The 24874-nt window shown below is 68.9% G+C and carries 25 protein-coding genes and 1 pseudogene; 13 read left to right on the top strand and 13 right to left on the bottom strand.

What is annotated here, in order from left to right; translation table 11 throughout:
• Nucleotides 1-5: 5 nt before the first annotated feature.
• Nucleotides 6-872, bottom strand: a complete 867-nt coding sequence (locus ACSQ9A_RS05625) for an amidohydrolase family protein (RefSeq protein ID WP_436293935.1) — start codon at nucleotides 870-872, stop codon at nucleotides 6-8.
• Nucleotides 873-975: 103 nt separating this feature from the next.
• Between ACSQ9A_RS05625 and ACSQ9A_RS05620 the strand changes: the two genes are divergently transcribed.
• The 7 genes from ACSQ9A_RS05620 to ACSQ9A_RS05590 are packed head-to-tail and all read left to right on the top strand — an operon-like array spanning nucleotide 976 to nucleotide 9350.
• Nucleotides 976-1752 carry a crotonase/enoyl-CoA hydratase family protein gene (locus ACSQ9A_RS05620; protein WP_093109071.1) on the top strand — a complete coding sequence of 259 codons (777 nt, stop codon included), beginning with the start codon at nucleotides 976-978 and terminating at the stop codon, nucleotides 1750-1752.
• A complete protein-coding gene (locus ACSQ9A_RS05615; protein WP_436302965.1) occupies nucleotides 1749-3614 on the top strand; it encodes a feruloyl-CoA synthase in 1866 nt (621 codons plus the stop codon). The genes ACSQ9A_RS05620 and ACSQ9A_RS05615 overlap by 4 nt, the downstream gene beginning before the upstream one ends.
• A complete protein-coding gene (locus ACSQ9A_RS05610) occupies nucleotides 3611-4375 on the top strand; it encodes an SDR family NAD(P)-dependent oxidoreductase (protein WP_436302964.1) in 765 nt (254 codons plus the stop codon). The genes ACSQ9A_RS05615 and ACSQ9A_RS05610 overlap by 4 nt, the downstream gene beginning before the upstream one ends.
• 26 nt (nucleotides 4376-4401) lie before the next feature.
• Nucleotides 4402-5394: a Bug family tripartite tricarboxylate transporter substrate binding protein gene (locus ACSQ9A_RS05605; RefSeq protein WP_436302963.1), complete on the top strand. Its 993-nt coding sequence runs from the start codon at nucleotides 4402-4404 to the stop codon at nucleotides 5392-5394.
• Nucleotides 5395-5396: 2 nt separating this feature from the next.
• The gene (locus tag ACSQ9A_RS05600; RefSeq protein WP_436302962.1) at nucleotides 5397-7097 is read left to right on the top strand and encodes a tannase/feruloyl esterase family alpha/beta hydrolase; all 1701 of its coding nucleotides are present in this window, start codon (nucleotides 5397-5399) and stop codon (nucleotides 7095-7097) included.
• Nucleotides 7097-8818: an acyl-CoA dehydrogenase family protein gene (locus ACSQ9A_RS05595; protein ID WP_436306259.1), complete on the top strand. Its 1722-nt coding sequence runs from the start codon at nucleotides 7097-7099 to the stop codon at nucleotides 8816-8818. The genes ACSQ9A_RS05600 and ACSQ9A_RS05595 overlap by 1 nt, the downstream gene beginning before the upstream one ends.
• 49 nt (nucleotides 8819-8867) lie before the next feature.
• Complete coding sequence (locus ACSQ9A_RS05590) at nucleotides 8868-9350, top strand: MarR family winged helix-turn-helix transcriptional regulator (RefSeq protein WP_093111524.1); 483 nt, start codon at nucleotides 8868-8870, stop codon at nucleotides 9348-9350.
• On the opposite strand, the gene ACSQ9A_RS05585 is transcribed toward ACSQ9A_RS05590, so the two are convergent.
• From ACSQ9A_RS05585 to ACSQ9A_RS05575, 3 genes are all read right to left on the bottom strand, one after another.
• Nucleotides 9347-9715 (bottom strand): hypothetical protein, encoded by a 369-nt coding sequence (locus tag ACSQ9A_RS05585; protein WP_436302961.1) that lies wholly within the window; start codon nucleotides 9713-9715, stop codon nucleotides 9347-9349. The two genes, ACSQ9A_RS05590 and ACSQ9A_RS05585, sit on opposite strands and share 4 nt — an antisense overlap.
• Nucleotides 9716-9742: 27 nt before the next feature.
• Nucleotides 9743-9961 (bottom strand): hypothetical protein, encoded by a 219-nt coding sequence (locus ACSQ9A_RS05580; protein ID WP_093111630.1) that lies wholly within the window; start codon nucleotides 9959-9961, stop codon nucleotides 9743-9745.
• 84 nt (nucleotides 9962-10045) lie between these two features.
• Nucleotides 10046-10804 (bottom strand): sulfite exporter TauE/SafE family protein, encoded by a 759-nt coding sequence (locus tag ACSQ9A_RS05575; RefSeq protein WP_093111528.1) that lies wholly within the window; start codon nucleotides 10802-10804, stop codon nucleotides 10046-10048.
• A 164-nt stretch (nucleotides 10805-10968) separates the two neighbouring features.
• Between ACSQ9A_RS05575 and ACSQ9A_RS05570 the strand changes: the two genes are divergently transcribed.
• Nucleotides 10969-11415 (top strand): DoxX family protein, encoded by a 447-nt coding sequence (locus tag ACSQ9A_RS05570; RefSeq protein WP_436302960.1) that lies wholly within the window; start codon nucleotides 10969-10971, stop codon nucleotides 11413-11415.
• A 9-nt stretch (nucleotides 11416-11424) separates the two neighbouring features.
• On the opposite strand, the gene ACSQ9A_RS05565 is transcribed toward ACSQ9A_RS05570, so the two are convergent.
• A complete protein-coding gene (locus ACSQ9A_RS05565; protein ID WP_436302959.1) occupies nucleotides 11425-12138 on the bottom strand; it encodes a Crp/Fnr family transcriptional regulator in 714 nt (237 codons plus the stop codon).
• Nucleotides 12139-12190: 52 nt separating this feature from the next.
• Between ACSQ9A_RS05565 and ACSQ9A_RS05560 the strand changes: the two genes are divergently transcribed.
• A complete protein-coding gene (locus ACSQ9A_RS05560; RefSeq protein WP_436302958.1) occupies nucleotides 12191-13831 on the top strand; it encodes an adenylate/guanylate cyclase domain-containing protein in 1641 nt (546 codons plus the stop codon).
• A 109-nt stretch (nucleotides 13832-13940) separates the two neighbouring features.
• On the top strand, nucleotides 13941-14402 hold the full coding sequence (locus tag ACSQ9A_RS05555) for a hypothetical protein (protein ID WP_436302957.1): 462 nt from the start codon (nucleotides 13941-13943) through the stop codon (nucleotides 14400-14402).
• A gap of 7 nt (nucleotides 14403-14409) precedes the next feature.
• Here the strand turns inward: ACSQ9A_RS05555 and ACSQ9A_RS05550 are convergent, their stop codons facing one another.
• The 4 genes and pseudogenes from ACSQ9A_RS05550 to ACSQ9A_RS05535 form a co-directional block, all read right to left on the bottom strand.
• Nucleotides 14410-14682 (bottom strand): hypothetical protein, encoded by a 273-nt coding sequence (locus ACSQ9A_RS05550; RefSeq protein ID WP_436302956.1) that lies wholly within the window; start codon nucleotides 14680-14682, stop codon nucleotides 14410-14412.
• A 92-nt stretch (nucleotides 14683-14774) separates the two neighbouring features.
• Nucleotides 14775-15616 (bottom strand): annotated as a pseudogene (locus tag ACSQ9A_RS05545) (FAD-dependent monooxygenase); the annotation flags it as partial.
• Complete coding sequence (locus tag ACSQ9A_RS05540; protein WP_436302955.1) at nucleotides 15613-16584, bottom strand: amidohydrolase family protein; 972 nt, start codon at nucleotides 16582-16584, stop codon at nucleotides 15613-15615. The gene ACSQ9A_RS05540 and the pseudogene ACSQ9A_RS05545, both read right to left, overlap by 4 nt.
• A gap of 7 nt (nucleotides 16585-16591) precedes the next feature.
• Complete coding sequence (locus tag ACSQ9A_RS05535) at nucleotides 16592-17581, bottom strand: Bug family tripartite tricarboxylate transporter substrate binding protein (protein ID WP_436302954.1); 990 nt, start codon at nucleotides 17579-17581, stop codon at nucleotides 16592-16594.
• A gap of 73 nt (nucleotides 17582-17654) precedes the next feature.
• Here ACSQ9A_RS05535 and ACSQ9A_RS05530 point away from each other — a divergent pair, with 73 nt between their 5' ends.
• Nucleotides 17655-18104, top strand: a complete 450-nt coding sequence (locus tag ACSQ9A_RS05530; protein WP_436295691.1) for a MarR family winged helix-turn-helix transcriptional regulator — start codon at nucleotides 17655-17657, stop codon at nucleotides 18102-18104.
• Between the two features lie 10 nt (nucleotides 18105-18114).
• Here the strand turns inward: ACSQ9A_RS05530 and rtcA are convergent, their stop codons facing one another.
• The 3 genes from rtcA to ACSQ9A_RS05515 are packed head-to-tail and all read right to left on the bottom strand — an operon-like array spanning nucleotide 18115 to nucleotide 21079.
• Nucleotides 18115-19152 (bottom strand): RNA 3'-terminal phosphate cyclase, encoded by a 1038-nt coding sequence (rtcA, locus tag ACSQ9A_RS05525; RefSeq protein WP_436302953.1) that lies wholly within the window; start codon nucleotides 19150-19152, stop codon nucleotides 18115-18117.
• Between the two features lie 42 nt (nucleotides 19153-19194).
• A complete protein-coding gene (locus ACSQ9A_RS05520) occupies nucleotides 19195-19836 on the bottom strand; it encodes a zinc-ribbon domain containing protein (protein WP_436302952.1) in 642 nt (213 codons plus the stop codon).
• Between the two features lie 19 nt (nucleotides 19837-19855).
• Nucleotides 19856-21079, bottom strand: coding sequence for an RtcB family protein (locus tag ACSQ9A_RS05515; protein ID WP_436302951.1), 1224 nt, complete (start codon nucleotides 21077-21079; stop codon nucleotides 19856-19858).
• Nucleotides 21080-21295: 216 nt separating this feature from the next.
• Between ACSQ9A_RS05515 and rtcR the strand changes: the two genes are divergently transcribed.
• Entirely contained in the window at nucleotides 21296-22897 is a 1602-nt protein-coding gene (gene rtcR / locus ACSQ9A_RS05510; RefSeq protein WP_436302950.1) for an RNA repair transcriptional activator RtcR, read from the top strand.
• 13 nt (nucleotides 22898-22910) lie between these two features.
• Complete coding sequence (locus tag ACSQ9A_RS05505) at nucleotides 22911-23852, top strand: ornithine cyclodeaminase family protein (RefSeq protein WP_436302949.1); 942 nt, start codon at nucleotides 22911-22913, stop codon at nucleotides 23850-23852.
• Here ACSQ9A_RS05505 and ACSQ9A_RS05500 read toward each other — a convergent pair.
• On the bottom strand, nucleotides 23849-24826 hold the full coding sequence (locus ACSQ9A_RS05500) for a Bug family tripartite tricarboxylate transporter substrate binding protein (protein ID WP_436302948.1): 978 nt from the start codon (nucleotides 24824-24826) through the stop codon (nucleotides 23849-23851). The genes ACSQ9A_RS05505 and ACSQ9A_RS05500 overlap by 4 nt on opposite strands.
• Nucleotides 24827-24874: the final 48 nt, after the last annotated feature.

The following is a 24874-nucleotide window of genomic DNA, read 5'->3' as shown; positions in this document are numbered from 1 at the left end:
ACCTGCTACTGGTCGAGCTTCAGCAGCCGCACCGCGTTGCCCTTGAGGATGCCGGGCATCACTTCGGGCTTGAAGCCGGCCTCCTCGAAATCCTTCATCCAGCGATCCGGCGTGATCAGCGGATAGTCGCTGCCGAACAGGATGCGGTCCTTCAGCAGCGTGTTGGCGTACTGCACCAGCTGCTTCGGAAAGTACTTGGGGCTCCAGCCCGAGAGATCGATCCAGACGTTGGGCTTGTGTGTCGCCACGCTGAGCGCCTCGTCCTGCCAGGGGAAGCTGGGGTGGGCCATCACGATCTGCATGTCGGGGAAGTCGATCGCGACGTCGTCCAGGTGCATCGGGTTGCTGTATTCCAGGCGCAGCCCGCCGCCGCAGCGCATGCCCGAGCCGATGCCGCTGTGGCCGGTGTGGAACACGGCCGGCAGGCCGTACTCGTTGATCACCTCGTAGATCGGCCAGGCCATCTTGTCGTAGGGGTGGTAGCCCTGCACCGTCGGATGGAACTTGAAGCCCTTGACGCCGTGCTCCTCGACCAGCCGCCGCGCCTCGCGCGCGCCCATCTTTCCCTTGTGCGGATCGATGCTGGCGAAGGCGATCATGATGTCGCTGTTCTTCTGCGCCGCCTCGGCGATCTCCTCGTTCGGGATGCGGCGCCGGCCCAGGTTCGACTCCGCGTCGACCATGAACATCACCAAACCGATCTTTCTTTCACGGTAGTAGTCGATGCTTTCCTGGATGGTCGGGCGCCGGCTCGACCGGAAGTACTTGTCGGCCGCGCGGTCGTATTCCTCGCCGTAATTGTCGAAGGGGTTCCAGCAGCTCACTTCGGCATGCGTGTGGGTGTCGATGGCGATCAGGTTCTGATGGTCCATGGTCTTGTCTCCGATGCGGGTAAATACCAGTGCCCAAAGGCGAAGTGCAGCTTGAATTAGTTATTTTCCATAACCATAATCGATCATGCTCCGGAGCGCAACCATGACCTATCCTGCCGACCTTCAACTCGAAATCCGCGACGACATCGCGATCATCCGCCTGACACGCGCAACCAAGCGCAATGCGCTCTCCGACGCGCTGATCCTCGCGCTGCGCGACACCTTCCAGAACCTGCCTTCCACCGTGCGCGCCGCGGTGATCGACGGCGACGGCCCGCACTTCTGTGCCGGCCTCGACCTCGCCGAGCTGAAGGAGCGCGACGCCGGCCAGGGCCTGCACCATTCGCGGCTGTGGCACGCGGCGCTCGACCTCGTGCAGTACGGCCCGGTGCCGGTGATCGCGGCGCTGCACGGCGCGGTGGTCGGCGGCGGGCTCGAGCTCGCGAGCGCCTGCCACATCCGCGTGGCCGACACCACCACCTTCTATGCGCTGCCCGAAGGCTCGCGCGGCATCTTCGTCGGCGGCGGCGGCTCGGTGCGGATCCCGAAGCTGATCGGCGCCGCCCGCATGACCGACATGATGATGACCGGCCGTGTCTACAACGCCGAGGACGGCGAGCGCGCCGGCTTCGCGCAGTACCTGGTCGCCGAAGGCCGGGCCCTGGAAAAAGCGATCGAGCTGGCGACGCGCGTCGCCACCAATGCGCCGCTGACCAACTATGCGCTGATGCACGCGCTGCCGCGCATCGCCGAGCAGCCGGCCGACCACGGCTTCTTCACCGAAGCGCTGATGGCCGGCATCGCCCAGAGCGCGCCCGAGGCCAAGGAACGCGTGCGCGACTTCCTCGAAGGCCGTGCGAACAAGGTGAGCAAGGAATGAGCGCTGTCCGCTACCGCCCGCTTGCCTTCGGCGTGACGCGCGCCGTGGTGCGCGAGGGCGCGCCGGGCACCCGCTACCTGCAGGCCGAGACGCCGCTGGCGCCCTACTGCGAGCGCATGACCGACCGCCTGCTGCACTGGGCCGAGGCGGCACCGGAACGCACCTTCATCGCGCGCCGCGAACGCCTGCCCGACGGCAGCACCGGCGACTGGATCCGCGTGAGCTACGCCGAGGCACTCCGGAAGGCACGCAGCATCGCGCAAGCCCTGCTCGACCGCGGCCTCGGCCCCGAGCGCCCGGTCGCGATCCTGAGCGAGAACGGCATCGAGCACGCGCTGATGGCGCTCGGCTGCCTTCATGCCGGCGTGCCGCACTGCTCGGTGTCGCCGCCCTATTCGCTCGTGAGCCAGGACTTCGAGAAGCTGCGCCACGTGCTGGGCACGCTGACGCCCGGCCTGGTGTTCGCGGCCGACGCCGCGCGCTTCGGCAAGGCGATCGCTGCCGCGGTGCCGGCCGATGTCGAGGTCGTGCTCGACGAGGGCACGCTGGAGGGGCGCAAGACCACCTCCTTCGAACAGCTGGCCGCGACGTCCGCGACGCCCGCCGTCGATGCCGCGCTGCGGGCCACCGGCCCCGACACCATCACCAAGTTCCTCTTCACCTCGGGCTCGACCAAGCTGCCCAAGGCCGTGATCAACACGCACCGCATGTGGTGCGCCAACCAGCAGCAGCTGCGGCAGTCGATCCCCGCGCTCGGCGAAGAGCCGCCCGTGCTCATCGACTGGCTGCCCTGGAACCACACCTTCGGCGGCAACCACAACGTCGGCATCGTGCTCGACAACGGCGGCTCGCTCTACATCGACGACGGCAAGCCCACGCCCGCCGGCATGGCCGAGACCCTGCGCAACCTGCGCGAGATCGCGCCCACCATCTACTTCAACGTGCCGACCGGCTTCGAGGCCATCGCGCAGGCGATGGAGACCGACGCGGTGCTGCGCCGCAACCTGCTGTCGCGCGTGAAGATGTTCTTCTACTCGGGCGCCGCGCTCTCGCAGCCCATCTGGGACAGCCTGCACAAGACGCAGGAGGCCGAGGTCGGCGAACGCATCGTGATGGGCACCGGCCTGGGCATGACCGAATCCGGCCCCTTCGCGCTCTATGTCACCGGCCCCGAGGTGAAGTCGGGCGACCTGGGCCTGCCGGCGCCGGGCATCGAGATCAAGCTGATCGAGGTCGACGGCAAGACTGAGGTCCGCTACCGCGGCCCCAACATCACGCCGGGCTACTGGCGTTCGCCCGCGGCCACGACCGAGGCCTTCGACGAAGAGGGCTTCTTCTGCACCGGCGACGCGGTGAAGTGGATCGACGACAACAACATCCACCGCGGCCTGCGCTTCGACGGCCGCATCGCGGAGGACTTCAAGCTCGCGACCGGCACCTTCGTGAGCGTCGGCCCGCTGCGCGCGAAAATCATCGCGGCCGGCGCGCCGTACGTGCAGGATGCGGTGCTGACCGGACTCAACCTCAAGGAGGTTGGCGCCTTGATCTTCTCGACGCCGAAGGTGCGCCAGCTCGCCGGCCTCGGCCCCGATGCGCCGATGCGCGAGGTGGTCCAGAGCGCGTCGGTGCAGGCGCATTTCCAGCGCGTCGTCGACGAGCTCGCGAAAAGCGCCACCGGCAGCGCCAACCGCATCGCGCGCCTCGCCCTGGTTTTCGAGCCGCCCTCGATCGACAAGGGCGAGGTCACCGACAAGGGTTCGATCAACCAGCGCTCCGTGCTCAAGCACCGCGCCGACACGGTGGATGCGCTGCACGCCGGCACCTTGCCCTTCACGTTGAAACCCCAAGGAGACAAAGCATGAACATCCAAGGACAAGCCGCGCTCGTTACCGGCGGCGCATCGGGCCTGGGCGAGGCCACCGCGCGCGAACTCGCGCGCCTGGGCGCAAGGGTCGCCGTGCTGGACGTCAACACCGCGCTGGCCGAAAAGGTCGCGGCCGAGATCGGCGGCATCGCCTGCGCCTGCGACATCACCAACACCGACAGCGTCAACGCCGCACTCGACAAGGCCGCGGCCGCGCACGGCCCCGCGCGCATCCTCATGAACGTGGCCGGCATCGGCAGCGCCAAGCGCATCGTCGGCAAGGACGGCAACGCGGCGCCGCTCGAAGACTTCGTGCGCGTGGTCAACGTCAACCTGGTCGGCACCTACAACATCAGCCGCCTCTATGCGGCGCAGTGCGCAAAGCTCGATCCGCTCGAAGGCGGCGAACGCGGCGTGATGCTCTTCACCGCCTCGGTCGCGGCCTTCGACGGCCAGGTCGGCCAGCAGGCCTACAGCGCCTCGAAGAGTGGCCTGGTGGGCATGACGCTGCCGATGGCGCGCGACCTCGCGCAGCACGGCATCCGCGTGTGCACCATCGCGCCGGGCCTGTTCGCGACGCCGCTGTTGAAGGAACTGCCCGAAGCGATCCAGCAATCGCTGGCCGCATCGATCCCCTTCCCGCCGCGCCTGGGCAAGCCCTCGGAGTTCGCCGAGCTGGCCTGCCATATCGTCGCCAACGGCCACCTCAACGGCGAAGTCATTCGCCTGGACGGCGCGCTGCGCATGGCGCCGCGCTGAATTTCGCGAAGACAAGGAGACATGCCATGAGCACCCGACGCCATCTCATCAAGACCCTGGGCGGCGCAGCCGCACTCGCTGCCCTGCACCCACTGGCCGCGCTGGCCCAGACCATCGAGCAGGTCAAGATCCTCTACGGCTTCCCGGCCGGCAGCGCCGGCGACAGCGTGGCGCGCCGCGTCGGCGAGAAGCTGGCCGGCTCTTCCTACACCCGCAACGCGGCCGTGGTCGAGAACAAGCCCGGCGCGGGCGGACGCATCGCGCTGGAGCTGCTCAAGGCGGCGCCGGCCGACGGCAGCGTGCTGGCGCTCACGCCCTTCTCCTGCACCTCGATCTACCCGCACATCTACAAGAAGCTGAGCTACGACCCGGTCAAGGACCTCGCGCCGGTGTCGATCGCCGCGGTGATGCACCACGGCCTGGCGGTCGGCCCGCTGGTGCCGGCCAACGTCAAGACGGTGAAGGATTTCCTGGCCTGGGCCAAGGCCAACCCCAATGACGCGAGCTATGGCTCGCCGGCGGCCGGCTCGACGCCGCACTTCATCGGCGCGCTCTTGGGCATCAACAACGGCGTCGAGCTCAAGCACGTGCCCTACCGCGGCTCCATCCCCGGCGTGACCGACGTGGTGGGCGGCCAGATCGCTTCGATGATCACGCCCAGCGGCGACTTCATCGCCAACCACAAGGCCGGCAAGCTGCGCCTGATCGCCACCTCCGGCAAGGCGCGCTCGCCGTTCTCGCCCGAGGTCCCGACCCTGGCCGAACAGGGCTTTCCGGAACTGACCACCGAAGAGTGGTTCGGCTTCTACGCGCCGGCCAAGACGCCGGCCTCGGTGATCGCCGCCGCCAACGCGTCCATCAACGCCGCGATCAAGGACAAGTCCGTCATCGACAGCCTGGCGGTGGTCGGCCTGATCGCCCAGGGCTCCACCGTCGAGGAGATGGCCCGCTCGCAGAACATCGAGTTCGAGCGCTGGGGCCCATTGGTCAAGAAGGTCGGCTTCACCGCAGAGTCCTGACGATGAAAACGGCCTGCTGGACCGCGCTGGGCGCGGTCGCGGTGCTCGTCGCCTGCACCTCGGCAGGCCCCGGTGCCCACGCCCCCAGGCTCGGCGCCGCCCGCCCGGGGCCGCTGCTGTCGTGCACCGACCTCGCGGCGAAGGCCGCGCGCCCGGATACGGTCTACACGAGCGCCGTCGAAGTACCCGCCGGCACCGTCGCCGTCGGCAATGCGCGCCTTGCAGCGCCGGCCCATTGCCTGGTGCAAGGCCGCATGAACGAACGCGTGAGCACAGTCGACGGCAACAGCTACGCCATCGGCTTCGAGATGCGGCTGCCGCTGGCGTGGAACGGCCGCTTCTTCTACCAGGCCAACGGCGGGCTCGACGGCGCGGTGGTACCGGCCGTGGGCGGCATCGGCGGCGGTGGGCCGGTCGGCAGCGCCTTGCAGATGGGCTTCGCCGTCATCAGTTCCGATGCCGGCCACGCGGGTTCGCTGGGGCCGCGCTTCGGCATCGATCCGCAGGCGCGCCTGGACTACGGCTACAACGCGGTCGCGCAACTCACGCCGATGGCCAAGTACCTGATCGCGCAGGCCTACGGCCGCGGCCCGGACCGTTCGTACATCGGCGGCTGCTCCAACGGCGGCCGGCATGCGATGGTGGCGGCGGCCCGGTCGCCCGGCCAGTACGACGGCATCCTGGCCGGCAACCCCGGTTTCAACCTGCCGAAGGCGGCCGTGGCGCAGCTCTACGGCGCCCAGCAATACGCCAAGGCGGCGGGCGCCTCCACGCCGGCCGGACAGCCCGATCTCCAGAGCGCCTTCACGCCCGCGGAGATGCAGCTGGTGGCCCGGCGCGTGCTGGCGCGCTGCGATGCCCTCGACGGGCTGGCGGACGGCATCGTCTCGGACGTGAAGGCCTGCCAGGCGCGCTTCCGGCTCGACGCCGACGTGCCCACCTGCACCGGCGCGCGCGACGGCAGCTGCCTCGCCCCGGCCCAGAAGAGCGCGCTCGCCAACGTCTTCGCCGGCGCACGCAACAGCAGCGGCCGGACGATCTACAGCAGCTTCCCCTTCGACGCCGGCATCGCCGGCAGCAACTGGCGCGAGTGGAAATTCGCGAGCCCGCCGACGCGCGATGCCGGCGCGGTGGCCTTGATCTTCAGCACGCCGCCGCTGGCCGACCGGCCGGGCGGCCTGCCCTTCGCGCTGGGCTTCGACATGGACCGCGACGCGCCGCTGATCGAGGCCACCAGTGGCATCTACCGCGACTCGGCCATGGCCTTCATGGCGCCGCCGGATGCCGCGAACCTGAGCGCGCTGCGCGACCGCGGCGCCAGGATGGTCGTCTACCACGGCACCAGCGATCCGGTGTTCTCGTCGGACGACACCGCCGCCTGGTACGAGCGCCTGCAGGCCGCCAACCGGGGCGATGCCTCGTCCTTCGCGCGCTACTTTCCGGTGCCGGGCATGAACCATTGCTCTGGCGGCCCGGCCACCGACCAGTTCGACATGCTGAGCGCGCTCGTGGGCTGGGTCGAGCAGGGCCAGGCGCCGCAATCGGTGATCGCCGCTGCGCGCGGCCCGGGCGCCAACGCGGTCAACGCCGAGCTGCCTGCCGACTGGTCGGCCCGCCGAACCCGGCCGCTGTGCCCCTATCCGCGTGTCGCGGCCTACACCGGCGGCGATCCCGAAAGCGCGGCCAGCTTCGCCTGCCGATGATGACCTACCAGCCCCGCCCCGATGAAGTCCGCTTCCTGCTGGAAGCCGTGCTCGACGCGACCCCGCGCCTGCGCGCACTCGCGCCCTTTGCCGAGTTCGACGACGCATTGCAGGCGCAGGTGCTCGACGAAGCCGGCAAGTTCGTCGCCGAGGTCATCGCGCCGGTCAACCGCACGGGCGACGAAGCGGGCTGCCATTTCGTCGACGGCGAGGTGCGCACGCCACCCGGTTTTCGCGAGGCCTACCGAAGCTTGAGCCAGGGCGGTTGGCTCGCGCTCTCGGCGGCAACCGAAGACGGCGGCCAGGGCTTGCCCGCCGTGCTCGAAGCGATCCTGTTCGAATGGCTCAGCGCGGCCAACCACGGCCTCACGATGGCGCCCGGCCTGCTGCATGGCGCCTACGAATGCCTCAAGCACCACGGCAGCGAAGAACTGAAACAGCGCTACCTCTCGAAGATCGCGAGCGGCGAATGGCTCGCAACCATGTGCCTGACCGAGGCCCATGCCGGCAGCGATCTGGGCCAGGTGCGCACGCGCGCGGTGGCGCAGCCCGACGGCAGCCATCGCGTGGCCGGCGGCAAGATCTTCATCTCGGGCGGCGAGCACGATCTCACGGAGAACATCGTCCACCTGGTGCTGTGCCGGCTGCCGGATGCGCCGGCCGGGCCCAAGGGCTTGTCGCTGGTGCTGGTGCCCAAGGTGCTGCCCGACGGCACGCGCAACGCGGTGCACTGCGAGCGCATCGAGGAAAAGATGGGGCTGCACGGCAGTCCGACCTGCGTCATGCGCTTCGACGACGCCACCGGCTGGCTGATCGGCGAGCCGAACCGCGGGCTGGCCGCGATGTTCGTGATGATGAACGCGGCGCGGCTGCATGTGGCGCTGCAGGGCATCGGCCTGCTCGACGCGGCCTGGCAGAAGGCCGAGGCCTACGCGCACGAGCGGCGCCAGATGCGCGCACCCGGGCCGGCACCTGCGAGCCGCGGCTCTGGGCCGGCCGACCTGATCGCCGAGCATCCGGCGATGCGCCGCATCCTCGACACGCAGCGCGCCTGGATCGATGGCGCGCGGCTCCTCGCCTACCGCACCGCGCTGCAGCTCGACATCGCCCGGCACGACGCCGATGCCAAGGCGCAGGAACGGGCGCAACGCTGGTGCGCGCTGGTCACGCCGGTGCTCAAGGCAGCCTGCACGCAGCAGGCTTTTCAGGGCGCCAGCGAATGCCTGCAGGTCTTCGGCGGCCATGGCTATGTGCGCGAGTGGGGCATCGAGCAGGTGCTGCGCGATGCGCGCGTGACCATGATCTACGAGGGCACCAACGAGATCCAGGCCATCGACCTGCTGGTGCGCAAAGTGCTGCCCGACGACGGCGCCGGCATGTCGGCGCTCCTGATCGAACTGCGCGACGAGCTCGATGCCTCGCGCGAGATCGAGGCCGAGGTGCAGCGCCGGCTCGCGCAGCTGCGCTACCTCGGCACCACGGTCGTCATGGCAGCCGGCACCGATGCCGCGCTGCCCTATGAAGTGGCCGACGACTACCTGCGGGTCGTGATGCTGGCCATGCTGGCCTGGGCCTGGGCGCGCGTCGAGCGGGCAGCGCCGGGCGAGCTACGCTGGTCGAAACCCGCCGCGGCGTTCCGCCGCTGGGTGCTGCCCGAATTCGAGATGCGCCTGGGCATCGTCAAGCGCGCCTGCGAGGCCGTCACGCAAGCTGGCACCTGAGCGACGCTCGCCAGATGCGCGACCCGCCCAAGCCAGTTACCCTCCGACCATGGCAGTCTCCCGCAAGAAATCCGCTTCCGCCGTCGCCGTTGCGCCACCGCGCGCCGACCAACTCGATACCCGCGTGCTCGAAGCCCTGGTCGGCTACAACGCGCGGCGCGCCTGGCTGGCCGTGAGCACGGTGTTCGCGGAGCGCATGGCGGCCTACGGTCTCAAGCAGGTGGACTTCTCGGTGCTCTCGCTGCTCGCGCACAACCCGGGCGCCACCTCGCGCCAGCTGTGCGCCACGCTCGACATCCTGCCGCCGAACCTGGTGAGCCTGATCTCGGCGATGGACAGCCGCGGCCTGATCGAGCGGCGCCCCCATCCGCACGATGGCCGCGCGATCGGCCTGCATCTGACGCCGGCGGGCGTTTCCCTGGTGCGCGACGCGGAGCGGACGGTGGTCGAACTGGAGGCGGATGCCAGCGCGCGCCTCACGACGCGCGAGCGCGAGACGCTGATCCGCCTATTGCAGAAGATCTACCACTAGAAGCGTTCCGTGAGCACCAGCACCTGGTGCGCCGCACCGGCGACCACAGCGGGATTCGGGTAGTAGAGCTCGCCGTCGATGTCGTTGCGGGAAAAAGCGTTGCGCGCCTCGAAGTAGCGCGCCCGCGCCGCCTCGAACACCTGCCGCCGCCATGAAGGTTGCGTGGCTTCGATACGCGCCCAGTGTTCGGGCGAGAGCGTGGGGCACAGCGGAACGGGCGCGGCGCGTTCCCGCAGCAGCAGTTCGCGCGCCTCGCTCGTCAAGGGATCGAACTCCAGGGCTTTTTCGCGCCGGCGCGCCAGAACGTTGGAAAGAAGGGTCGCGCCAAAGAGGCTGAGCAAGGCGAGGACGATCGCAAAGTCCATGGCGAGTCAAAAAAACGTTGGCGTCGATTACCAGAACTTCCACCACGGCGCGGCGGCGGAAGAACGGGCCGGCGGCAGCGGCTGCAGGCCGGTGTCGCGAATGCGGCGACGCTGCTCGGCTTCGAGCGCCTGGGCCATGCGATGCGCAAGCTGGTCTCCTTGCATGGCGCGGATGCGCCACTCGGCAGCAAGGCTTTGCAGCTCGGAATCTTCGAGCTTGGCGGGCGTCGTCATCTGTTCGGACATCCCGAAATTCTGCACACGCCAAGGGACCGCGGCAATCGTAGAGCTTTGCATTACACGGCCGCGCGGGCATATGTCAAATACGTGTCACGAGAGGAATCCGTCCCAGCTCAATTTGAGTCCGGTCAGCAGCATGCCGAGGTAGACGAAACGGTAAAACCAGACGGCATCGATGCGGCGTGCGATCCGGACGCCGAGCCACACGCCAAACGGCGCGAGCGGCAGCAGCACCAGCGAAGTCGCCATGTTGCGCCAGTCGAGCAGGCCGAGCCACGCGTAGGGAATCCACTTGCTCAGATTCACCACGAAGAAGAAATAGGCCAGCGTCGCGGTATAGGCCACCGGCGTGAGCCGCAATGGAAGCACATAGGCATTGACCGGCGGTCCGCCCGCATGAGCGATGAAGCTGGTGAAGCCGCCGATGGCCGTCAGCACTGCCCCGGCCGTCTTCGACGGCGGCGGATCGTCCGAGCGCGGCGGGAACAGCAGGCGCTGCGCCAGGAAGAGCAGCGTGAAGATGCCGACGATGCCGGCCACCGTGTGCGCCGGCAGCACGCGGAACAGCAAGGTGCCGACCACCGTGCCCACGAGGCCGAAGGGAATCAGGAAGCGCAGCAGCGAGCGGTCGAAGTCGCGGCGGAAGGCGGCGAGCCCCAGCAGGTCCATCAGCAGCAGCACCGGCATCAGGATCGCTGCCGCCTGCGGCACCGTGACGGCCAGGGCCAGGAGGGGCACCGCCAGCGAACCGAAGCCGGCGCCGAAGCCGCTCTTGCTGACGCCGAGCATCAGCACGGCAGGAACGGCGACCGCATAGAAATGCGGGTCGGTGATGATGGGGAGAGCCATGGGAAAGAGAAAGGCGAGCGGCCGCGCCGTGCAGGCGGGTGCGCCGAGCGTAGCAGGATGCGGCGGCCGCCGCCTTCCTCCAAAAAATGTGCGTAAACGCACCGACTCGCGCTGCCGGCATCCGCAGACTCGACGGTCTTTACGTCTCATCAAAGGATCGCTGAATGAATACCCAGGCCCTGATGGCCGCGCCAACCTCCATCGGCGCGCTGCGCGAGGACGCGGGCAAGTTCCTGCTGCGCGCATCGATCGCGCTGCTCGTGCTGCTGCACGGCATCAACAAGCTCACGAGCGGACCGGGCTTCGTCATCGGCGCGCTGGAACGCGCCGGCCTGCCCGGCGGCATCGGCTACGGAGTCTATGTGGGCGAGGTGCTGGCGCCGCTCCTGATGCTCGCCGGCTTCTGGACGCGCGCCGCGGCCGGCATCGTCGCTTTCAACATGGTGGTCGCGATCGGCCTGGTGCACATGAGCGGCCTGTTCGCGCTGGCCAAACAGGGCGGCGGCTGGGCGCTCGAACTGCAGGGCCTCTACCTGGCCGGCGCCCTGGCCGTCGCGCTGCTGGGCGCGGGCCGCTTGAGCGTGGGCGGCGCAACCGGTCGCTTCAACTGAGACGGTCGATCAGCCTGGCTCGCCGCGCACCTCGGCCACCATGCGGGCCAGGCGCTCGGCATCGGTCACGATCAGGGCCCGGCCTTCTTTCGCCAGCAGGCCCTCGCGCACCAGCACATTGAGCTCGCGCGTGACCTGTTCGCGGTTGGTGCTGATCTGGCTGGCCAGCTCGGCGTGGCGCGGCGCCGGTTCCAGGCGCGCCCGGTTGCCGGCGATGCCGGCCGCGCGCGCCATGCGCAGCAGCTCGGCATGCAGGCGGTTCTGCACGCCGAGCGTGCTGAGGTCGATGACGCGCTCGGACAGCTGCCGCACCAGCTGAGTCAGTCGGCGCATCACACGCTCGGCTACCAGCGGCTCCTCGCGCAGCAGCCTCATGAAGGCTGTCCGGTCGAGGCTGGCGACGACACAGGGCTCCAGCGTCAGCACATCGGCCGAGCGCGGTCCGCCGTCGATAGCGGCGATATCGCCGAAGTGCTCGCCTTCGCCGCAGTCGCGGAAAGTGACCTGCCGCCCATTGGCCGAGTAGGTCGTGATGCGGGCACGCCCCGACACCAGGAAGTAGACCTCGCCATCGTCCTGCGTGCGCAACAGGAGCGGCTTGCGCGCCGCCACGCTGTGCCAGCGGCAGGCCTGGGCGAGCAGCTCGAGGCGGCGGTCGGACAGGCCTTCGAACAGCGGGATCTTCCGCAGCGCGAGGCTGGAGCGGTGAGGGGAAGGGGTCATGCAGGGTCGGCCGGGGCGGGCATTATGCTCGGGTGCCGCTTGGAGCCCGACCATGGACAGCCGTTCCCCGACCCGCTTGCGCTTTCCCTCGCGGCGCAATCTCCGATGGGCGAGCGGCGTGGTCCTGATGGGCTACGTGGCGGCGCACCTGAGCAACCATGCGCTGGGCCTCGTTTCGCTGGCGACCGCCGAAGCTGCGCTGCAGGCCATCTCTACCTTCTGGCACGGCGTCGCGGGCAGCGTGCTGCTGTACGGTGCGGCGGCGGTGCACGTGGTGCTGGCCGCGGTGGCACTGTGGGAACGGCGCAGCCTGCGCATGCCGCCCATGGAGGCCGTGCGGCTGCTGCTCGGTTTCGCGCTGCCGCTGCTGCTGGCCGCACATCTGACGGCGATGCGCTGGGCCTACGAGGCCTTCGCGATCGACGCTTCCTACGCCCGCGTGATCCGCGGCCTCTGGAGTCCGGGCGCTGCGAGCTTCCAGCTGGCCATGATGCTGGCCGCGTGGACGCACGGCTGCCTCGGGCTGCACTTGGCGCTGCGCGTCCGCCCGGCCTACCGGCGGCATTTCCATCTGCTCTTTGCCGCGGCCGTGCTGCTGCCGGTGCTCGCTGCCCTCGGCTTCTTCGCGATGGGCCGCGAACTGCAATGGACCGGCACGCTGCCGACCCAGATGCCGACGGCAGTGCAGAGAGCAGCGCTCGACGCGACGGAGCAGGACGTCAAGTGGTTCTATGCGCTGGCGCTGCTGGCCCTGCTCGCTGCGCGCCAGCTGCGCGCCTGGTACGAACGGCGGCCGCGCAAGGCATCGATCGAGCTGCGCTACCCGGACCGCACGGTCCGCGTCCCGCTTGGCTGGAGCGTGCTCGAAGCCAGCCGCGCGCACGGCATCGCCCACCTGTCGGTCTGCGGCGGACGCGCGCGCTGCTCCACCTGCCGCGTGCGCGTGCTCGGGCCGGCCGCGCATGCCGAAGCGCCGGGCCACGACGAGCGCCGCACGCTGGAGCGGGTGCGCGCGCCGGATGACGTGCGGCTGGCATGCCAGCTTCGCCCGCACGGCGATCTGGCGGTGACGCCCCTGTTCGCGCCCCGCGCCGGCGCCGGCGCCCAGCCCGGCCGCCTGGGCCGGGAGCACGACGTCGCCATCCTCTTCGTCGATCTGCGCCGCTGGTCGGGCCTGTCGGAGCGGCAATGGCCCTTCGACCTGGTGTATGTGCTCGACCGCTATTTCGCGATCGTCGGCGCCGCGGTGCGCGAGAGCGGCGGCGTGCCGAACCAGTTCATCGGCGACAGCGTGATGGCGATCTTCGGACTGGATGTCGACCTGCCGACCGCATGCCGCCAGGCCATGCGCGCGGCCGAGCTGATCGGCGAACGCATGGACGCATGGAGCGCCGGCTTCGAATCGCAGTTCGGCCAGCGCCTCGATTTCGGCATGGGCCTGCACGCGGGCCGCGCGGCCGTGGGCGAGGTGGGCTATCTGGAAACCACCACCTTCACCGCGGTCGGCGAAGTGGTCAACACGGCGAGCCGATTGCAGGACCAGTCCAAGGTGGCCGAGACCCGGCTCGTGATCTCCGTCTTCGCGGCCGAGCAGGCCGGCATCGCCGACACGCTGGGCGAGCCGGAGATGGTGACGGTGCGCGGCCGCTCGGAGCCGCTCGCGGTGCTGCACGTGCCACGACCCGCACCTTGAATAAAGCGTGCGCAAACGCACAGCCCGAAACGCAGCCGGAATCCACACTGCATTCCATGGTGGCAGCGATCCCCGCAGCCCACCTGCAGCAGTGAAAGGACTCTCGATCATGCAAGCCAAGCAACTCCTGGGCATCTCCGCCCTTCTTCTCGCCGGCGTCGCGTCGGCCCAGACCGTGCCGGCCGAAGCCTGGGTCGGCGCGCCGATCGCGACCACCGGCAGCACGATGAGCCGCAGCGAGGTCACGGCCGAGCTGCAGCGCTCGATGAGCGTGGCGCGGACGCCGCAGGAACAGTGGGTCGGCACGCCAGCCACCGCCGCCGTCGCCGTCGGCGCGATGAGCCGCGCCGAAGTGCTGGCCGACCTGAGCCTCTACAACAAGGCCGGCCTGGGCGACTATGCACGCATCGACAGCCCCGACGCGGCCGGCCCCGAGTACGCGCGCCGCATGGCCGCCTACCGGCAGGCGCGCAACAGCGATGCCTACATGGCCGAGGTGCAGCGCATCGAAGGCATTCGCGGCAGCGCGGTGGCGAGCGCGCGTCGGAAGAACGGCCCAGCGGCCGAGTGAGCGAGCGTCAATCGTCCGCCAGGCAGGTGCCGGCCGTCCAGCCGTAGAGCCACTCGAGCGCGTCGTAGAAGCGCTCCTGCGGCCGGCCCTTCCACTTCTCTTTGCGCACCAGACGCTCGACGCCCTTGGCGTGGTAGATGCGGCCCATCTCGCGCGCCGACAGCACCACGCGTGCCGTGCGCGCGACGCGCGAGCGCTCGTAGAGCACCAGCGCGCGGCCCCAGTCGCCGCCTTCGCGCCGCAGCGCGAGCGCCAGCGTGACGGCATCCTCGCAGGCCATGCAGGCGCCCTGCGCCAGGTCCTGATATGAACCATCGGATGCGCGGCATCGCCGAGCAGGGTCGCGCGGCCGAAGGTCCAGCGCTCGATCGGATCGCGGTCGGCTGCGGAGTAGCGCTTCCAGGCTTTCGGAATGCGCAGGGTCTGCTGCACCGCTTCGCAGGTGGGGCGGAAGTAGCGCTGCACTTCGGACGGGTCGCCGTCCATCGAGCCCCACTCCTCGGGCCGGTCGCTGTGGAAGGTGACCGCCAGGTTGAACTTGTCGCCGCCCTTGAGCGGGTAGTGCACCAGGTGGCAGTTGGGCCCGACCCAGATGCAGGGCGCTGTGTAGCGCAGCGCCTCGGGGAACTCGGCCGTGTCGATCACCGCGCGGAACACCACGTGGCCCGAGACGTGGATGCCGTCGTCCACGTACTGCTGGCGCACCGCCGAACGCACGCCGTCGCAGCCGATCACGGCCTGGCCTGGCGGCCGCCCTGCGCGTCGATCAGCGTGACGCCGTCGTCGCTCTGCTCGATGTGCACCACCTTGGTCGACGTGAGGAACTCGATGCCTTCGGTGGTGGCCTGCACCCCTTCGAGCAGCGCGCCGTGGATGTCGGTGCGATGGATCACCGTGTACGGGTTGCCGAAGCGCTCCCTGAAGCGCGCATCGAGCGCGATGCCGATCACGCGCTTCGCATCGATGGCATCGAACATCACCATCTCGTCGGTGTAGACGGCCCGGGCGCGCAGGTTCGCTCCGACGCCCAGCGCATCGCAGGCCGCAAAGGCATTGGGGCTGAGCTGGATGCCGGCGCCGATCTCGCCGATGTGGGCGGACTGCTCGATCACCTTCACGTTGTAGCCCTCGCGCACCAGCGCGAGCGCCGCCGCCAGGCCGCCGATGCCGCCGCCGGCGATCAGCACGGGTCGGCTGTCGAGTGCTGTTTTCATGGCAGTTTGAAAAGCTTGCGCGCGTTGTCCCGGCCGATCTTCAGCCGGTCGTTGTCGCTGATCTCGCAATGGTCAAACCAGCTCGCCGCATCCTCGTGCTTCTCGAAGGGGTAGTCCACCGAGTACATGATGCGGTCGCTGCCCACTTCCAGCATCGTCGAGAGCAAGGTGGGCGTGCGGAAGTTGCCGCTGGTCGTGATGTGCACATTGCTGCGCAGGTAGTCGCCAATCTGCTTCTCGCACGGCATGCCGCGCCGTCCCTTGCGCAAGATGTGGTCGACGCGCCAGATGTTGAAGGGGATGCCTTCGCCGAAGTGGCCGAGGATCATCTGCAACGCGGGATGCCGGTCGAAGAGGCCGCTCGACAACAGCCGCAGCGCGTGGATGCTGGTCTCCACGGCAAAGGCCCAGGTCGGCCCCGTGAGCCAGTGCGCGCCGTCGTAGATCGGCTCGCGTGCCGGCAGCGGGTCGCGCGGGTGCATGTAGAAGGGCTTGCCGAGCGCCGCGGCCGCGGCCCAGAAGTCGGCGAACCGAGGCGCGTCGTAGTAGACGACGGTGCGTTCGTCGCCGACCTGCGAGAAGCCGTTGACCAGGAAGCCGTGGAAGCCGAACTCCTTCACGCAGCGTTCGAGCTCGCGCGCCGCCGCTTCAGGGTCCTGCATCGGCAGCGCCGCGAAGCCGCCGAAGCGTGTCGGCCGGCGCGCCGCCTGCTCGGCCAGCACCTCGTTCGCGCGCCGCGCCACTTCGACGGCACGGCGTGGATCGGGAATGGCCTGCACCGCCGGCGAGTTGAGCGAGAGGATTGCGTATTCGGTACCCCAGGCATCCATCTGCTCGATGCGCTGCTGCTCGAAGTCGAGCAGATTGCTCTTCAGGCCGGCCCAGACCTCCGGCCGCGCATAGACCTCCGAGTCGCCGATGGTGAGCTCGATGGCGAAATGCTCCTCGAGCGCGATCTTGTTCTTCATCCGCTGTTCACTCCGGCTTGATGTTGAGCTTGTCGAGCACGCCCTGCCAGGTCTTGCGGTCATCGGCGATGTACTGGGCCAGCTGCTCGGGCGTGCCCGGGCGCGGGTAGGTGCCGAGCTCGCGCGACTTGGCCACCACGTCGGGCAGGAGCAGCGCCTCGCCCATGTCCTTGTTGAGCCTGGCGAGGACGGCCGGGTCCACGCCCTTCTTCGCGATGACCGCGAACCAGCCGTGCGCCACCGCGCCGGGCACCGTTCTGCTGGCCAGCGGAAACTGTTCGAGCCCGGGCTCGGCGCGGTCGCCCATGCTCGCGAGGATGCGCATCTTGCCAGCCTGCACGTTGCCCGCCACCACGTTGTAGGTCTCGACCATCATCTTGGTCTGGCCGCCCAGCATGGCCTGCATCGCCTGCGCGCCGCCGGGGTAGTGCACCTCGAGGAACTGCGCGCCCGACTGCAGCCCGAGCAGCGCTGATGCAAGATGCGGCAACGTGCCACGGCCGTTGTCGGCCACCTCGATGCTCTGCGGCTTCGCCTTGGCAGCAGCGATGAAATCGGCCAGCGTCTTGTAGGGCGAATCGCCCGGCACCGCCAGCATGAAAGGCGCGACCGCGGCCAGCGTGACCGGCACGAAGTCGCGGTTGAAGTCGTAGTTCACGCCCTTGATGGTGCTCGGCGCGACCGAGATCGCCGAGCCCTGCACGAAGCCGAAGGTGGCGCCGTCCGCGGGCGCGGCGAGGATGGCGTTCATGCCGATCACGCCGCTGCCGCCCGGCTTGTTGTCGACGATCACGCCCTGCCCCCACTTCTCGCCGAGCTTGACGCTCACATGCCGGATCAGCACGTCGGGCGCCGAGCCCGCCGGGAAGGGAACGACGAAGCGCACCGGCTGGGCCGGCCACTTGGCCGCAGCGCCCTGCGCATGGGCAAGCGGCGCGGCGGCGCCGGCCGAAAGCGCGAGCAGAAGAGCCGTGCAGCGGGAGCGGAAAAGGTTCATGATTGCCTCTTTCGTTACTTGAATATTCAAGCAATTGGGCGCACTCTATACTTGAATCAGCAAGTATTTGTTCATGAAAACCCTAGTCCAGGATCACGATCTCGAGAAGGCGATTCCCTTCCTGTTGGCACGCGCCGGCGCGCGCATGGGCAATGCCTTCTCCAAGGCGCTCAAGCCCTACGGCCTGAGCCTCGTCGAATGGCGCGTGTGCGCCTCGCTGCAGCACACGCCGGACCAGACGCTTTCCGAGCTCGCGCTGCATTCCTCGAACGACCTGTCGGCGCTCTCGCGCATCGTCGACCGGCTGGCGACGCTGGAACTCGTGCGGCGCGAGAAGTGCGGTACGGACGGCCGCGCGATACGCCTCGCGCTCACGCCGCTCGGCCTCGAGCTCACGCACGAGATCATTCCGCTCGCCAAGCACTACGAAGCCATCGCGCTCTCGGACTTCAGCGCGAGCGAGGTGAAGCTGCTGCGCGAGATGCTGCTGCGCATCTACGCCAACGCGACGCCGCTGGCATAGCGCAGGACGATCAGGCCGGCGCCACCTGCACCATGGCAGCTTCGGCGCCCTGCGAGATCGCGAAGCGCACAGGCAGGAAGCGCTCGATCACCGCGCAGTTGGTGCGCGTGTGCTGCGTCACTTCGCTGCAGCTGAAGGCCGCGGCTTCCTTGCGCTGCCACACCGCGAGCGCAAGAAGCAGCGCGAGCTGGTCCGCCAGGTGCGACCCGACTGCAGCCCCGCTTTTCTGAAAGGCGCGCACCTCCTTCACGAGCCGATGCGCCACCTGCTCGGCGGAAAGCGTCTTCTCGCCGAAGGCCGTGAAGACCTCGGTGACGTGCTCGTAGGCGAAGACGGCCATGAGCGCATTGCCCGGCCCTTCGTTCTGCCGCACCACACCGTGGCGCAGCTGCTCGACGGACCAGCCCATCGCGCTGCCGAGCGTGCCGAGCTCGCGCACCGCGACATGGCGCGCAAGCCCCGGCGCCAGGCACTCGCCATGTGCCGCCTGCAGCGCACCGCGCGCCAGCAGATCGAAGGGCCTGAGCGGTCCGGCGCAGGGCACGATGGTCGCTTCGACCGCACCGCCCCCGGCCGGATAGAAGCCGCAGCGATGCAGCACCAGCTGCAGGTCCGCGCCAAGGCGGCGCACCAGCGGTGCAAAGGCCAGATCCAGAAAATGGAAGGGCGGCGCCATCGGGTTGTGCGTGCCGCCGGCGAGCGAGACGCGGCTCGGCGCATCGGCCAGCAGCAGCGCGGGCAGCACCGTCTGGAGCACCAGCATGCAACTGCCCGCGCTGGCGACCGCAAAGCGGTAGTCGCCGGCGCGCACGGGGCCGGGCACGAAGCGCAGCCGCTGCGAACCGAGCTCGGCGCCCTCGATCTGCGCGCCGCTCAGTTCCACGGCCGCCAGCACGCAGGCCAGGTGCTGGCGCATTAGCCCCGGCTTGGGCCGCCTGGCGCGAATGCGATCGATCGCCAGCGGCTGGCCCGTGACCATCGCGAGCGCGAGGCCGGTGCGCAGGATCTGGCCGCCGCCCTCGCCTTCGGAGCCGTCGAGTTCGATCACTTCTTCTGTCCTCATCATCCTGTTGTTCGAACGCGCATCACGTCACTGCTTTCCGCGCACCAGGGCCTTGGCAGCGGCATCGCCCGCAACACGCTCCCAGCTCCAATACCCATGGCCCGCGCGGCCCGCCACAAGCGCCTCGAGCCGCTCGACCCGTAGTGCCCCGCCCCAGCGTCCCATGGTCTCGATGGCGACAACCCGCAGACTCCACCATTTGCTTTCAAGGGCCGCGTCGATCTCGGCCAGCGCCTCGGCATTCGGGTTCGCCGCACCCAGCGTGCGCAGCCGCTGCGTCCGTTCGCGCAGCAGGTTGGCGCCCTCGCCGGCGTTCGCGGGCTGTCGCTGCTCGCGATACGCGCGGCGGCACGCACGGCAACGCACCGCGGTGCTGTCGATATGGCCGTGGATCACTTCGTACCACCACTTCTGCTGCTTGGCGGTCCAGACCTCCTCGATGCCGCAGTCGCGGCAGGTGAAGGCCAGGTCGACATAGAAGGTGGGCAACAGCCCATAGGTGTTGTTGTAGCGCGCCAGCACGTCCTGGTCGGCCAGCTCCATGCCGGCAAGCCGCGCACCGGCGACCAGATGCCGCGCGTCCTGCCCGCTCAGCAGCGCAGCGAGTTTCCCAGCACGTTCGAGGCGCCGCCCCTTGATCTCGGCGCGGCGCTGCTTGTTGCTTTTCATTCGTCGATCCCGTCTTGGGCTACCCCTTCACACACACCACCTGCTTGAGCGTGTACACCACCTCCACCAGGTCCTTCTGCGCCTCCATCACCGCCTCGATGTCCTTGTAGGCCATCGGGATCTCGTCGATCACGTCGGCGTCCTTGCGGCATTCCACGCCGACGGTGGCAGCGATCTGGTCGGCCACGGTGTAGAGCTTCTTCGCCTTGGTGCGGCTCATCTTGCGGCCGGCGCCGTGGCTGCAGCTCATGAAGCTCTCGGGGTTGCCCTTGCCACGCACGATGTAGCTCTTGGCGCCCATGCTTCCCGGGATGATGCCGAGTTCGCCCGCCTTCGCGCTCACGGCGCCCTTGCGGGTCACGAGCACGTCCTGGCCGAAGTGCGTTTCGCGGCTCACGTAGTTGTGGTGGCAGTTCACCGCTTCCACATGCGCCTCGAAAGGCTTGGCGACGACCTTGCGCGCGGCCGCGACCACGCGCTGCATCATCACTTCGCGATTGGCACGCGCGAACTTCTGGGCCCAGCCCACCGCGCGCACGTAGTCCCCGAAGTACTTGGCGCCTTCCTCGAAGTACGCCAGATCCTGGTCGGGCAGGTTGCGCTGGTGCTGCTCGGCATCCTTCTTCGCGAGCTCGATGAAGTGCGTGCCGATCGCATTGCCCACGCCGCGCGAACCCGAGTGCAGCATGAACCACACGGCGCCCGCCTGGTCGAGGCAGACCTCGATGAAGTGGTTGCCGGTGCCCAGCGTTCCCAGGTGCTTGTGGTTGTTGGTGTTCTTCAGGCGCGGGTAGTCCTCGCAGATCGCGTCGAACTCATGAACGAGCCTCGCCCACGCGGCGTCGGTCTCGTCGGGCGGGGTTTCCCACGCGCCCTTGTCCCGCCCCTGGCGCTTCGGGTTGGACCCATGCGGCACGGCCTTCTCGATCGCGGCACGCAGCGGCCCCAGGTTGTCGGGCAGGTCGTTCGCCTGCAGCGTGGTCTTGCACGCCATCATTCCGCAGCCGATGTCCACGCCGACCGCGGCCGGGATGATGGCCCTGAAGGTCGGGATCACCGAGCCCACGGTCGCGCCGATGCCGTAGTGCACGTCGGGCATGGCCGCGATGTGCTTGAACACAATGGGCAGGCGCGCCGCGTTCTCCAGCTGTTTCTGCGCTTCGTCTTCGACGGGCACGCCGCGGGTCCACATCTTCACCGGGACGCCGTTCTCGACTTCGTGCAGCTCGTAGTTCTGTTCCATGTCTTTTCTCTCGCTCGGGAGGGTGCCGATTGCACCCTCCCTGACTCACGCCACAACGGCGCTTGCCGTCTTGTCTGCGAAGAGTGTGCCAATGCGGAGCAGGCAATGCCAGCAAAGACCAAGTCGTTGATGGAAAAGGATTTTTCTTTGGCGTCCTAAGGACACCGTCGAAGGCAGGCTGCCAGAGACTAGAATACTCGCTAGTTTTTTATCTCCATGAAACCCATCGTCGTCATCGGCTTCCTCGGCACCCAGCTCGACGCCGGACAGGGCGCCGGGCGCTGGGAGAAATGGCGCCCCACCGTCTCGCTGACGCAGCACGAGGACATGGTGATCGCGCGCATGGAGCTGATCCATACGCTGCGGCACAAGGCGCTCGCAGAAAGAGTCCAGGCCGACATCGCAATCGTCTCGCCCGAGACCGAAGTGAGATTGGTCGAGCTCGACATCGCCGATCCCTGGGATTTCGGCGAGGTCTACACCTGCCTCTACGACTGGGCGCGCGCCTATCCCTTCGACGCCGAGCGCGAGCAGTACTGGACGCACATCACGACCGGCACGCACGTGGCGCAGATCTGCATGTTCCTGCTGGCGGAGTCGCGCGCCATCCCGGGCGTGCTCGCGCAGACCGCGCCGCCCAAGCGGCAGCGCGCCGGCGACCCGGGCGACTGCACGCTGATCGACCTCGACCTCTCGCGCTACGACGCGATCGCGCGGCGCTTCGAAGCCGAGCAGCGCGATGCGGTCGCCTTCCTCAAGAGCGGCATCGCGACGCTCAACCCGCGCTTCAATGCACTGATCGACGAGATCGAGCGCGTCGCCGTGCGCTCGCGCGCGCCGATCCTGCTCGTCGGTCCCACGGGCGCGGGCAAGTCCTTCCTCGCGCGTCGCATGTTCGAGCTCAAGAAGACGCGCCATCAGGCAACCGGCGCCTTCGTCGAGGTGAACTGCGCCACCCTGCGCGGCGACGGCGCGGCATCCACGCTGTTCGGCCACAAGAAAGGCGCCTTCACCGGCGCGGCGGCGGAGCGCGCCGGCCTGCTGCGAAGCGCGCACCAGGGCGTTCTCTTTCTCGACGAGATCGGCGAACTCGGCGCAGATGAACAGGCGATGCTGCTGAAGGCGATCGAGGAGAAGCGCTTCTTCCCGATGGGCTCGGACCGCGAAGTGGAAAGCGACTTCCAGCTGATCGCCGGCACCAACCGCGATCTGCGCGCCGACGTGGCCGGCGGGCGCTTTCGCGAAGATCTGTTCGCGCGCATCAACCTCTGGACCTACGACCTGCCGGGCCTCGCCCGACGGCCGGAGGACATCGAGCCCAACATCGACCATCTGCTCGCGCTCTACGCCGCCGAGAACCACCGCGTGGCACGCTTCAATGCCGAGGCGCGCGCCGCCTACCTGCGCTTCGCGCGCAGCGACGAGGCGCTCTGGAGCGGGAACTTCCGCGATCTCTCGGCCAGCGTGACGCGGCTCGCAACGCTGGCCGACGGCGGGCGCATCACCGGCGAGCTGGTGCAGGCCGAGATCGCACGCCTGCGCTGGCTCTGGAAGCGCGCCGCGCCCTCGGGTGGGCAGGATGCGATCGCCCTCGGCGCCCTGCTCGGCGCCGAGCGCGAGGCGGAGCTGGACCTGTTCGATCGGCTTCAGCTCGAAGCGGTGGTGCGCGTCTGCCGCGACGCGCGTACGCTCTCGGATGCCGGGCGCCAGCTGTTCCAGGCTTCGCGCGGCCAGCGCACGGTGGTCAACGACGCCGACCGCCTGCGCAAGTACCTCGCCAAATACGGACTCCAATGGAGCCAGCTGGTTTCTGCCTGAGGCCGACCACGCCATGAAACATTTCGACGAGCACAGCACCCGCAGCGCACTGCAGTTGGCCCGCCTGGTGCCCGCCTTGCGCGACGCCTTCGCCGGCGAGGCCAAGGTGCCGCCGCGCCATGTGCATCCCATCGAAGCCGGCGCCGACCGCGGCACGGTGCTGATCATGCCGGCCTGGAGCGATGCGGGCTTCCTCGGCATCAAGACCATCAACATCTTTCCCGGCAACAGTGCGCACGGCCTGCCCGGCCTGCACGCGACCTACGTGCTCTACGACGCACACACCGGCGTGCCGCTCGCGCTGATGGACGGAAACGAGATCACCGCCCACCGCACAGCGGCGGCTTCGGCGCTCGGCGCTTCCTTCCTCGCGCGTTCGGATGCGCGGCGCCTGCTCGTGCTCGGCACCGGCCGCGTCGCGCGCCTGCTGCCGGCCGCGCTTGCCACCGTGCGGGCGATCGACGAAGTGCGGGTGTGGAACCACCGGCCCGAGGGCGCGCAGGCGCTGGCGGCGCAATGGCGCAGCGAAGGCTGGAACGCGCAAGCCGTGACCGATCTCGAGGCCGCCGCGCGCAACGCCGACATCGTGAGCTGCGCGACGCTCGCCACCACGCCGCTCGTTCAAGGCGGGTGGCTGGCGCCGGGCTCGCACCTGGACCTGATCGGCAGCTTCGCGCCGCAGATGCGCGAGGCCGACCCAGCCTGCTTCGCCGGTGCGCGGACCTTCGTCGACACCGACGAAGCGTTGCAGAAGGCCGGCGACCTGCTCGATGCGATCGCGGCCGGCACGCTTTCGCGCGATGACGTGCAGGCCACGCTCGCCGAGCTGTGCCGCGGCACGCACTGCGGACGCGCCGACGACAGCGAGCGCACCGTCTTCAAGGCCGTCGGCAGCGCGCTCGAAGACCTCGCGGCCGCCACGCTGGTGTGGCAGGCCGCTCAGCGAGAGCCTTAGTCCAGCGAGACGTTCGCCTTCTTGATCACGTCGCCGAAGCGCCTGGTCTCGCTCTGCACGAACTGGTTGAACTGCTCGCGCGTGGTCGGGAAGGGTTCGTAGCCGAAGCTCTTGAACTTCTCCTGCACGTCGGCCTCGGCCAGCCCCTTCTCGATGTCGCGCTTGATCTTGTCGGTCACGGCAGCCGGCAGGCCCTGCGGCACCGCGATCGCGTTCCAGCCGGTGACCTCGAAGCCCTGCGGGCCGCCAGACTCACCGACCGTCGGCACCTCGGGGAAGGCTGCGACGCGCTTGGGCGCCGCCGCCGCCAGGAGGCGCAGCTTGCCGGCACGATGCAGCGGACCGGCGGTGGCGCTGGTGCCGAGCGCGAAGGCCAGCTCGCCGGTCGAGACCGAGGTGTAGAGCTGCGTGGTCTCCTTGTAGATCACGTGCTCCATCTGCGTGCCGGTGGCCGATTCGAAGAGTTCCGAGCCCAGATGCACCGGGTTGCCCACCGACCAGGAGCCGTAGTTGAGCTTGCCCGGGTTGGCCTTGGCGTCGGCGATCAGGTCGCCCACCGTCTTGTATTTGCTGTCGGCCGGCACGGTGAAGAAGAAGTAGGCCTTGAACAGCGGCAGCAGGGCGTCGAAGTCCTTGTTCGGGTCGTAGGGCAGCTTCTTGAACAGCGCCGGATAGGCCGCGAGGTGCACGTTGTCGAGCACCAGCAGGTCGTGCCCGTCCTTAGCGCCGCGCTTCCAGGCATCGATGGCGATGAAGCCATTGCCGCCGGGCCGGTTCTCGACCACCACCGGCTGGCCCCAGGCGCGCGAGAGCTTGTCGGCCACCAGGCGCGCCACGCCGTCCGGTCCGCCGCCCACCGGGAAGGGCGTGATGATGCGCACCGGCTTGGTGGGGAACTGCTGCGCGCTGGCGGTTGCGGGCATCAGGCTGGCGGCAGCCAGGGCCGCGACCGCCATCAAGGATCTGAAAAACATGGGAAGTCTCCGGACTTGTAGAAAGAAATTCAGGCGCGGATTCAAGCG

It is taken from the genome of Variovorax sp. LjRoot290 (assembly GCF_964253985.1).
In the GTDB taxonomy this organism is placed as follows: domain Bacteria; phylum Pseudomonadota; class Gammaproteobacteria; order Burkholderiales; family Burkholderiaceae_C; genus Variovorax.
The sequence above is the reverse complement of the archived record's forward strand: the minus strand, read 5'-3'. Positions and strand labels throughout refer to the sequence as shown.

Bases quoted from the DNA above. Each gene is read 5' to 3' on its own strand.
- ACSQ9A_RS05625 (WP_436293935.1), bottom strand. From the start codon at position 872: ATGGACCATCAGAACCTGATCGCCATCGACACCCACACGCATGCCGAA.
- ACSQ9A_RS05620 (WP_093109071.1), top strand. From the start codon at position 976: ATGACCTATCCTGCCGACCTTCAACTCGAAATCCGCGACGACATCGCG.
- ACSQ9A_RS05615 (WP_436302965.1), top strand. From the start codon at position 1,749: ATGAGCGCTGTCCGCTACCGCCCGCTTGCCTTCGGCGTGACGCGCGCC.
- ACSQ9A_RS05610 (WP_436302964.1), top strand. From the start codon at position 3,611: ATGAACATCCAAGGACAAGCCGCGCTCGTTACCGGCGGCGCATCGGGC.
- ACSQ9A_RS05605 (WP_436302963.1), top strand. From the start codon at position 4,402: ATGAGCACCCGACGCCATCTCATCAAGACCCTGGGCGGCGCAGCCGCA.
- ACSQ9A_RS05600 (WP_436302962.1), top strand. From the start codon at position 5,397: ATGAAAACGGCCTGCTGGACCGCGCTGGGCGCGGTCGCGGTGCTCGTC.
- ACSQ9A_RS05595 (WP_436306259.1), top strand. From the start codon at position 7,097: ATGACCTACCAGCCCCGCCCCGATGAAGTCCGCTTCCTGCTGGAAGCC.
- ACSQ9A_RS05590 (WP_093111524.1), top strand. From the start codon at position 8,868: ATGGCAGTCTCCCGCAAGAAATCCGCTTCCGCCGTCGCCGTTGCGCCA.
- ACSQ9A_RS05585 (WP_436302961.1), bottom strand. From the start codon at position 9,715: ATGGACTTTGCGATCGTCCTCGCCTTGCTCAGCCTCTTTGGCGCGACC.
- ACSQ9A_RS05580 (WP_093111630.1), bottom strand. From the start codon at position 9,961: ATGTCCGAACAGATGACGACGCCCGCCAAGCTCGAAGATTCCGAGCTG.
- ACSQ9A_RS05575 (WP_093111528.1), bottom strand. From the start codon at position 10,804: ATGGCTCTCCCCATCATCACCGACCCGCATTTCTATGCGGTCGCCGTT.
- ACSQ9A_RS05570 (WP_436302960.1), top strand. From the start codon at position 10,969: ATGAATACCCAGGCCCTGATGGCCGCGCCAACCTCCATCGGCGCGCTG.
- ACSQ9A_RS05565 (WP_436302959.1), bottom strand. From the start codon at position 12,138: ATGACCCCTTCCCCTCACCGCTCCAGCCTCGCGCTGCGGAAGATCCCG.
- ACSQ9A_RS05560 (WP_436302958.1), top strand. From the start codon at position 12,191: ATGGACAGCCGTTCCCCGACCCGCTTGCGCTTTCCCTCGCGGCGCAAT.
- ACSQ9A_RS05555 (WP_436302957.1), top strand. From the start codon at position 13,941: ATGCAAGCCAAGCAACTCCTGGGCATCTCCGCCCTTCTTCTCGCCGGC.
- ACSQ9A_RS05550 (WP_436302956.1), bottom strand. From the start codon at position 14,682: ATGGCCTGCGAGGATGCCGTCACGCTGGCGCTCGCGCTGCGGCGCGAA.
- ACSQ9A_RS05540 (WP_436302955.1), bottom strand. From the start codon at position 16,584: ATGAAGAACAAGATCGCGCTCGAGGAGCATTTCGCCATCGAGCTCACC.
- ACSQ9A_RS05535 (WP_436302954.1), bottom strand. From the start codon at position 17,581: ATGAACCTTTTCCGCTCCCGCTGCACGGCTCTTCTGCTCGCGCTTTCG.
- ACSQ9A_RS05530 (WP_436295691.1), top strand. From the start codon at position 17,655: ATGAAAACCCTAGTCCAGGATCACGATCTCGAGAAGGCGATTCCCTTC.
- ACSQ9A_RS05520 (WP_436302952.1), bottom strand. From the start codon at position 19,836: ATGAAAAGCAACAAGCAGCGCCGCGCCGAGATCAAGGGGCGGCGCCTC.
- ACSQ9A_RS05515 (WP_436302951.1), bottom strand. From the start codon at position 21,079: ATGGAACAGAACTACGAGCTGCACGAAGTCGAGAACGGCGTCCCGGTG.
- rtcR (WP_436302950.1), top strand. From the start codon at position 21,296: ATGAAACCCATCGTCGTCATCGGCTTCCTCGGCACCCAGCTCGACGCC.
- ACSQ9A_RS05505 (WP_436302949.1), top strand. From the start codon at position 22,911: ATGAAACATTTCGACGAGCACAGCACCCGCAGCGCACTGCAGTTGGCC.
- ACSQ9A_RS05500 (WP_436302948.1), bottom strand. From the start codon at position 24,826: ATGTTTTTCAGATCCTTGATGGCGGTCGCGGCCCTGGCTGCCGCCAGC.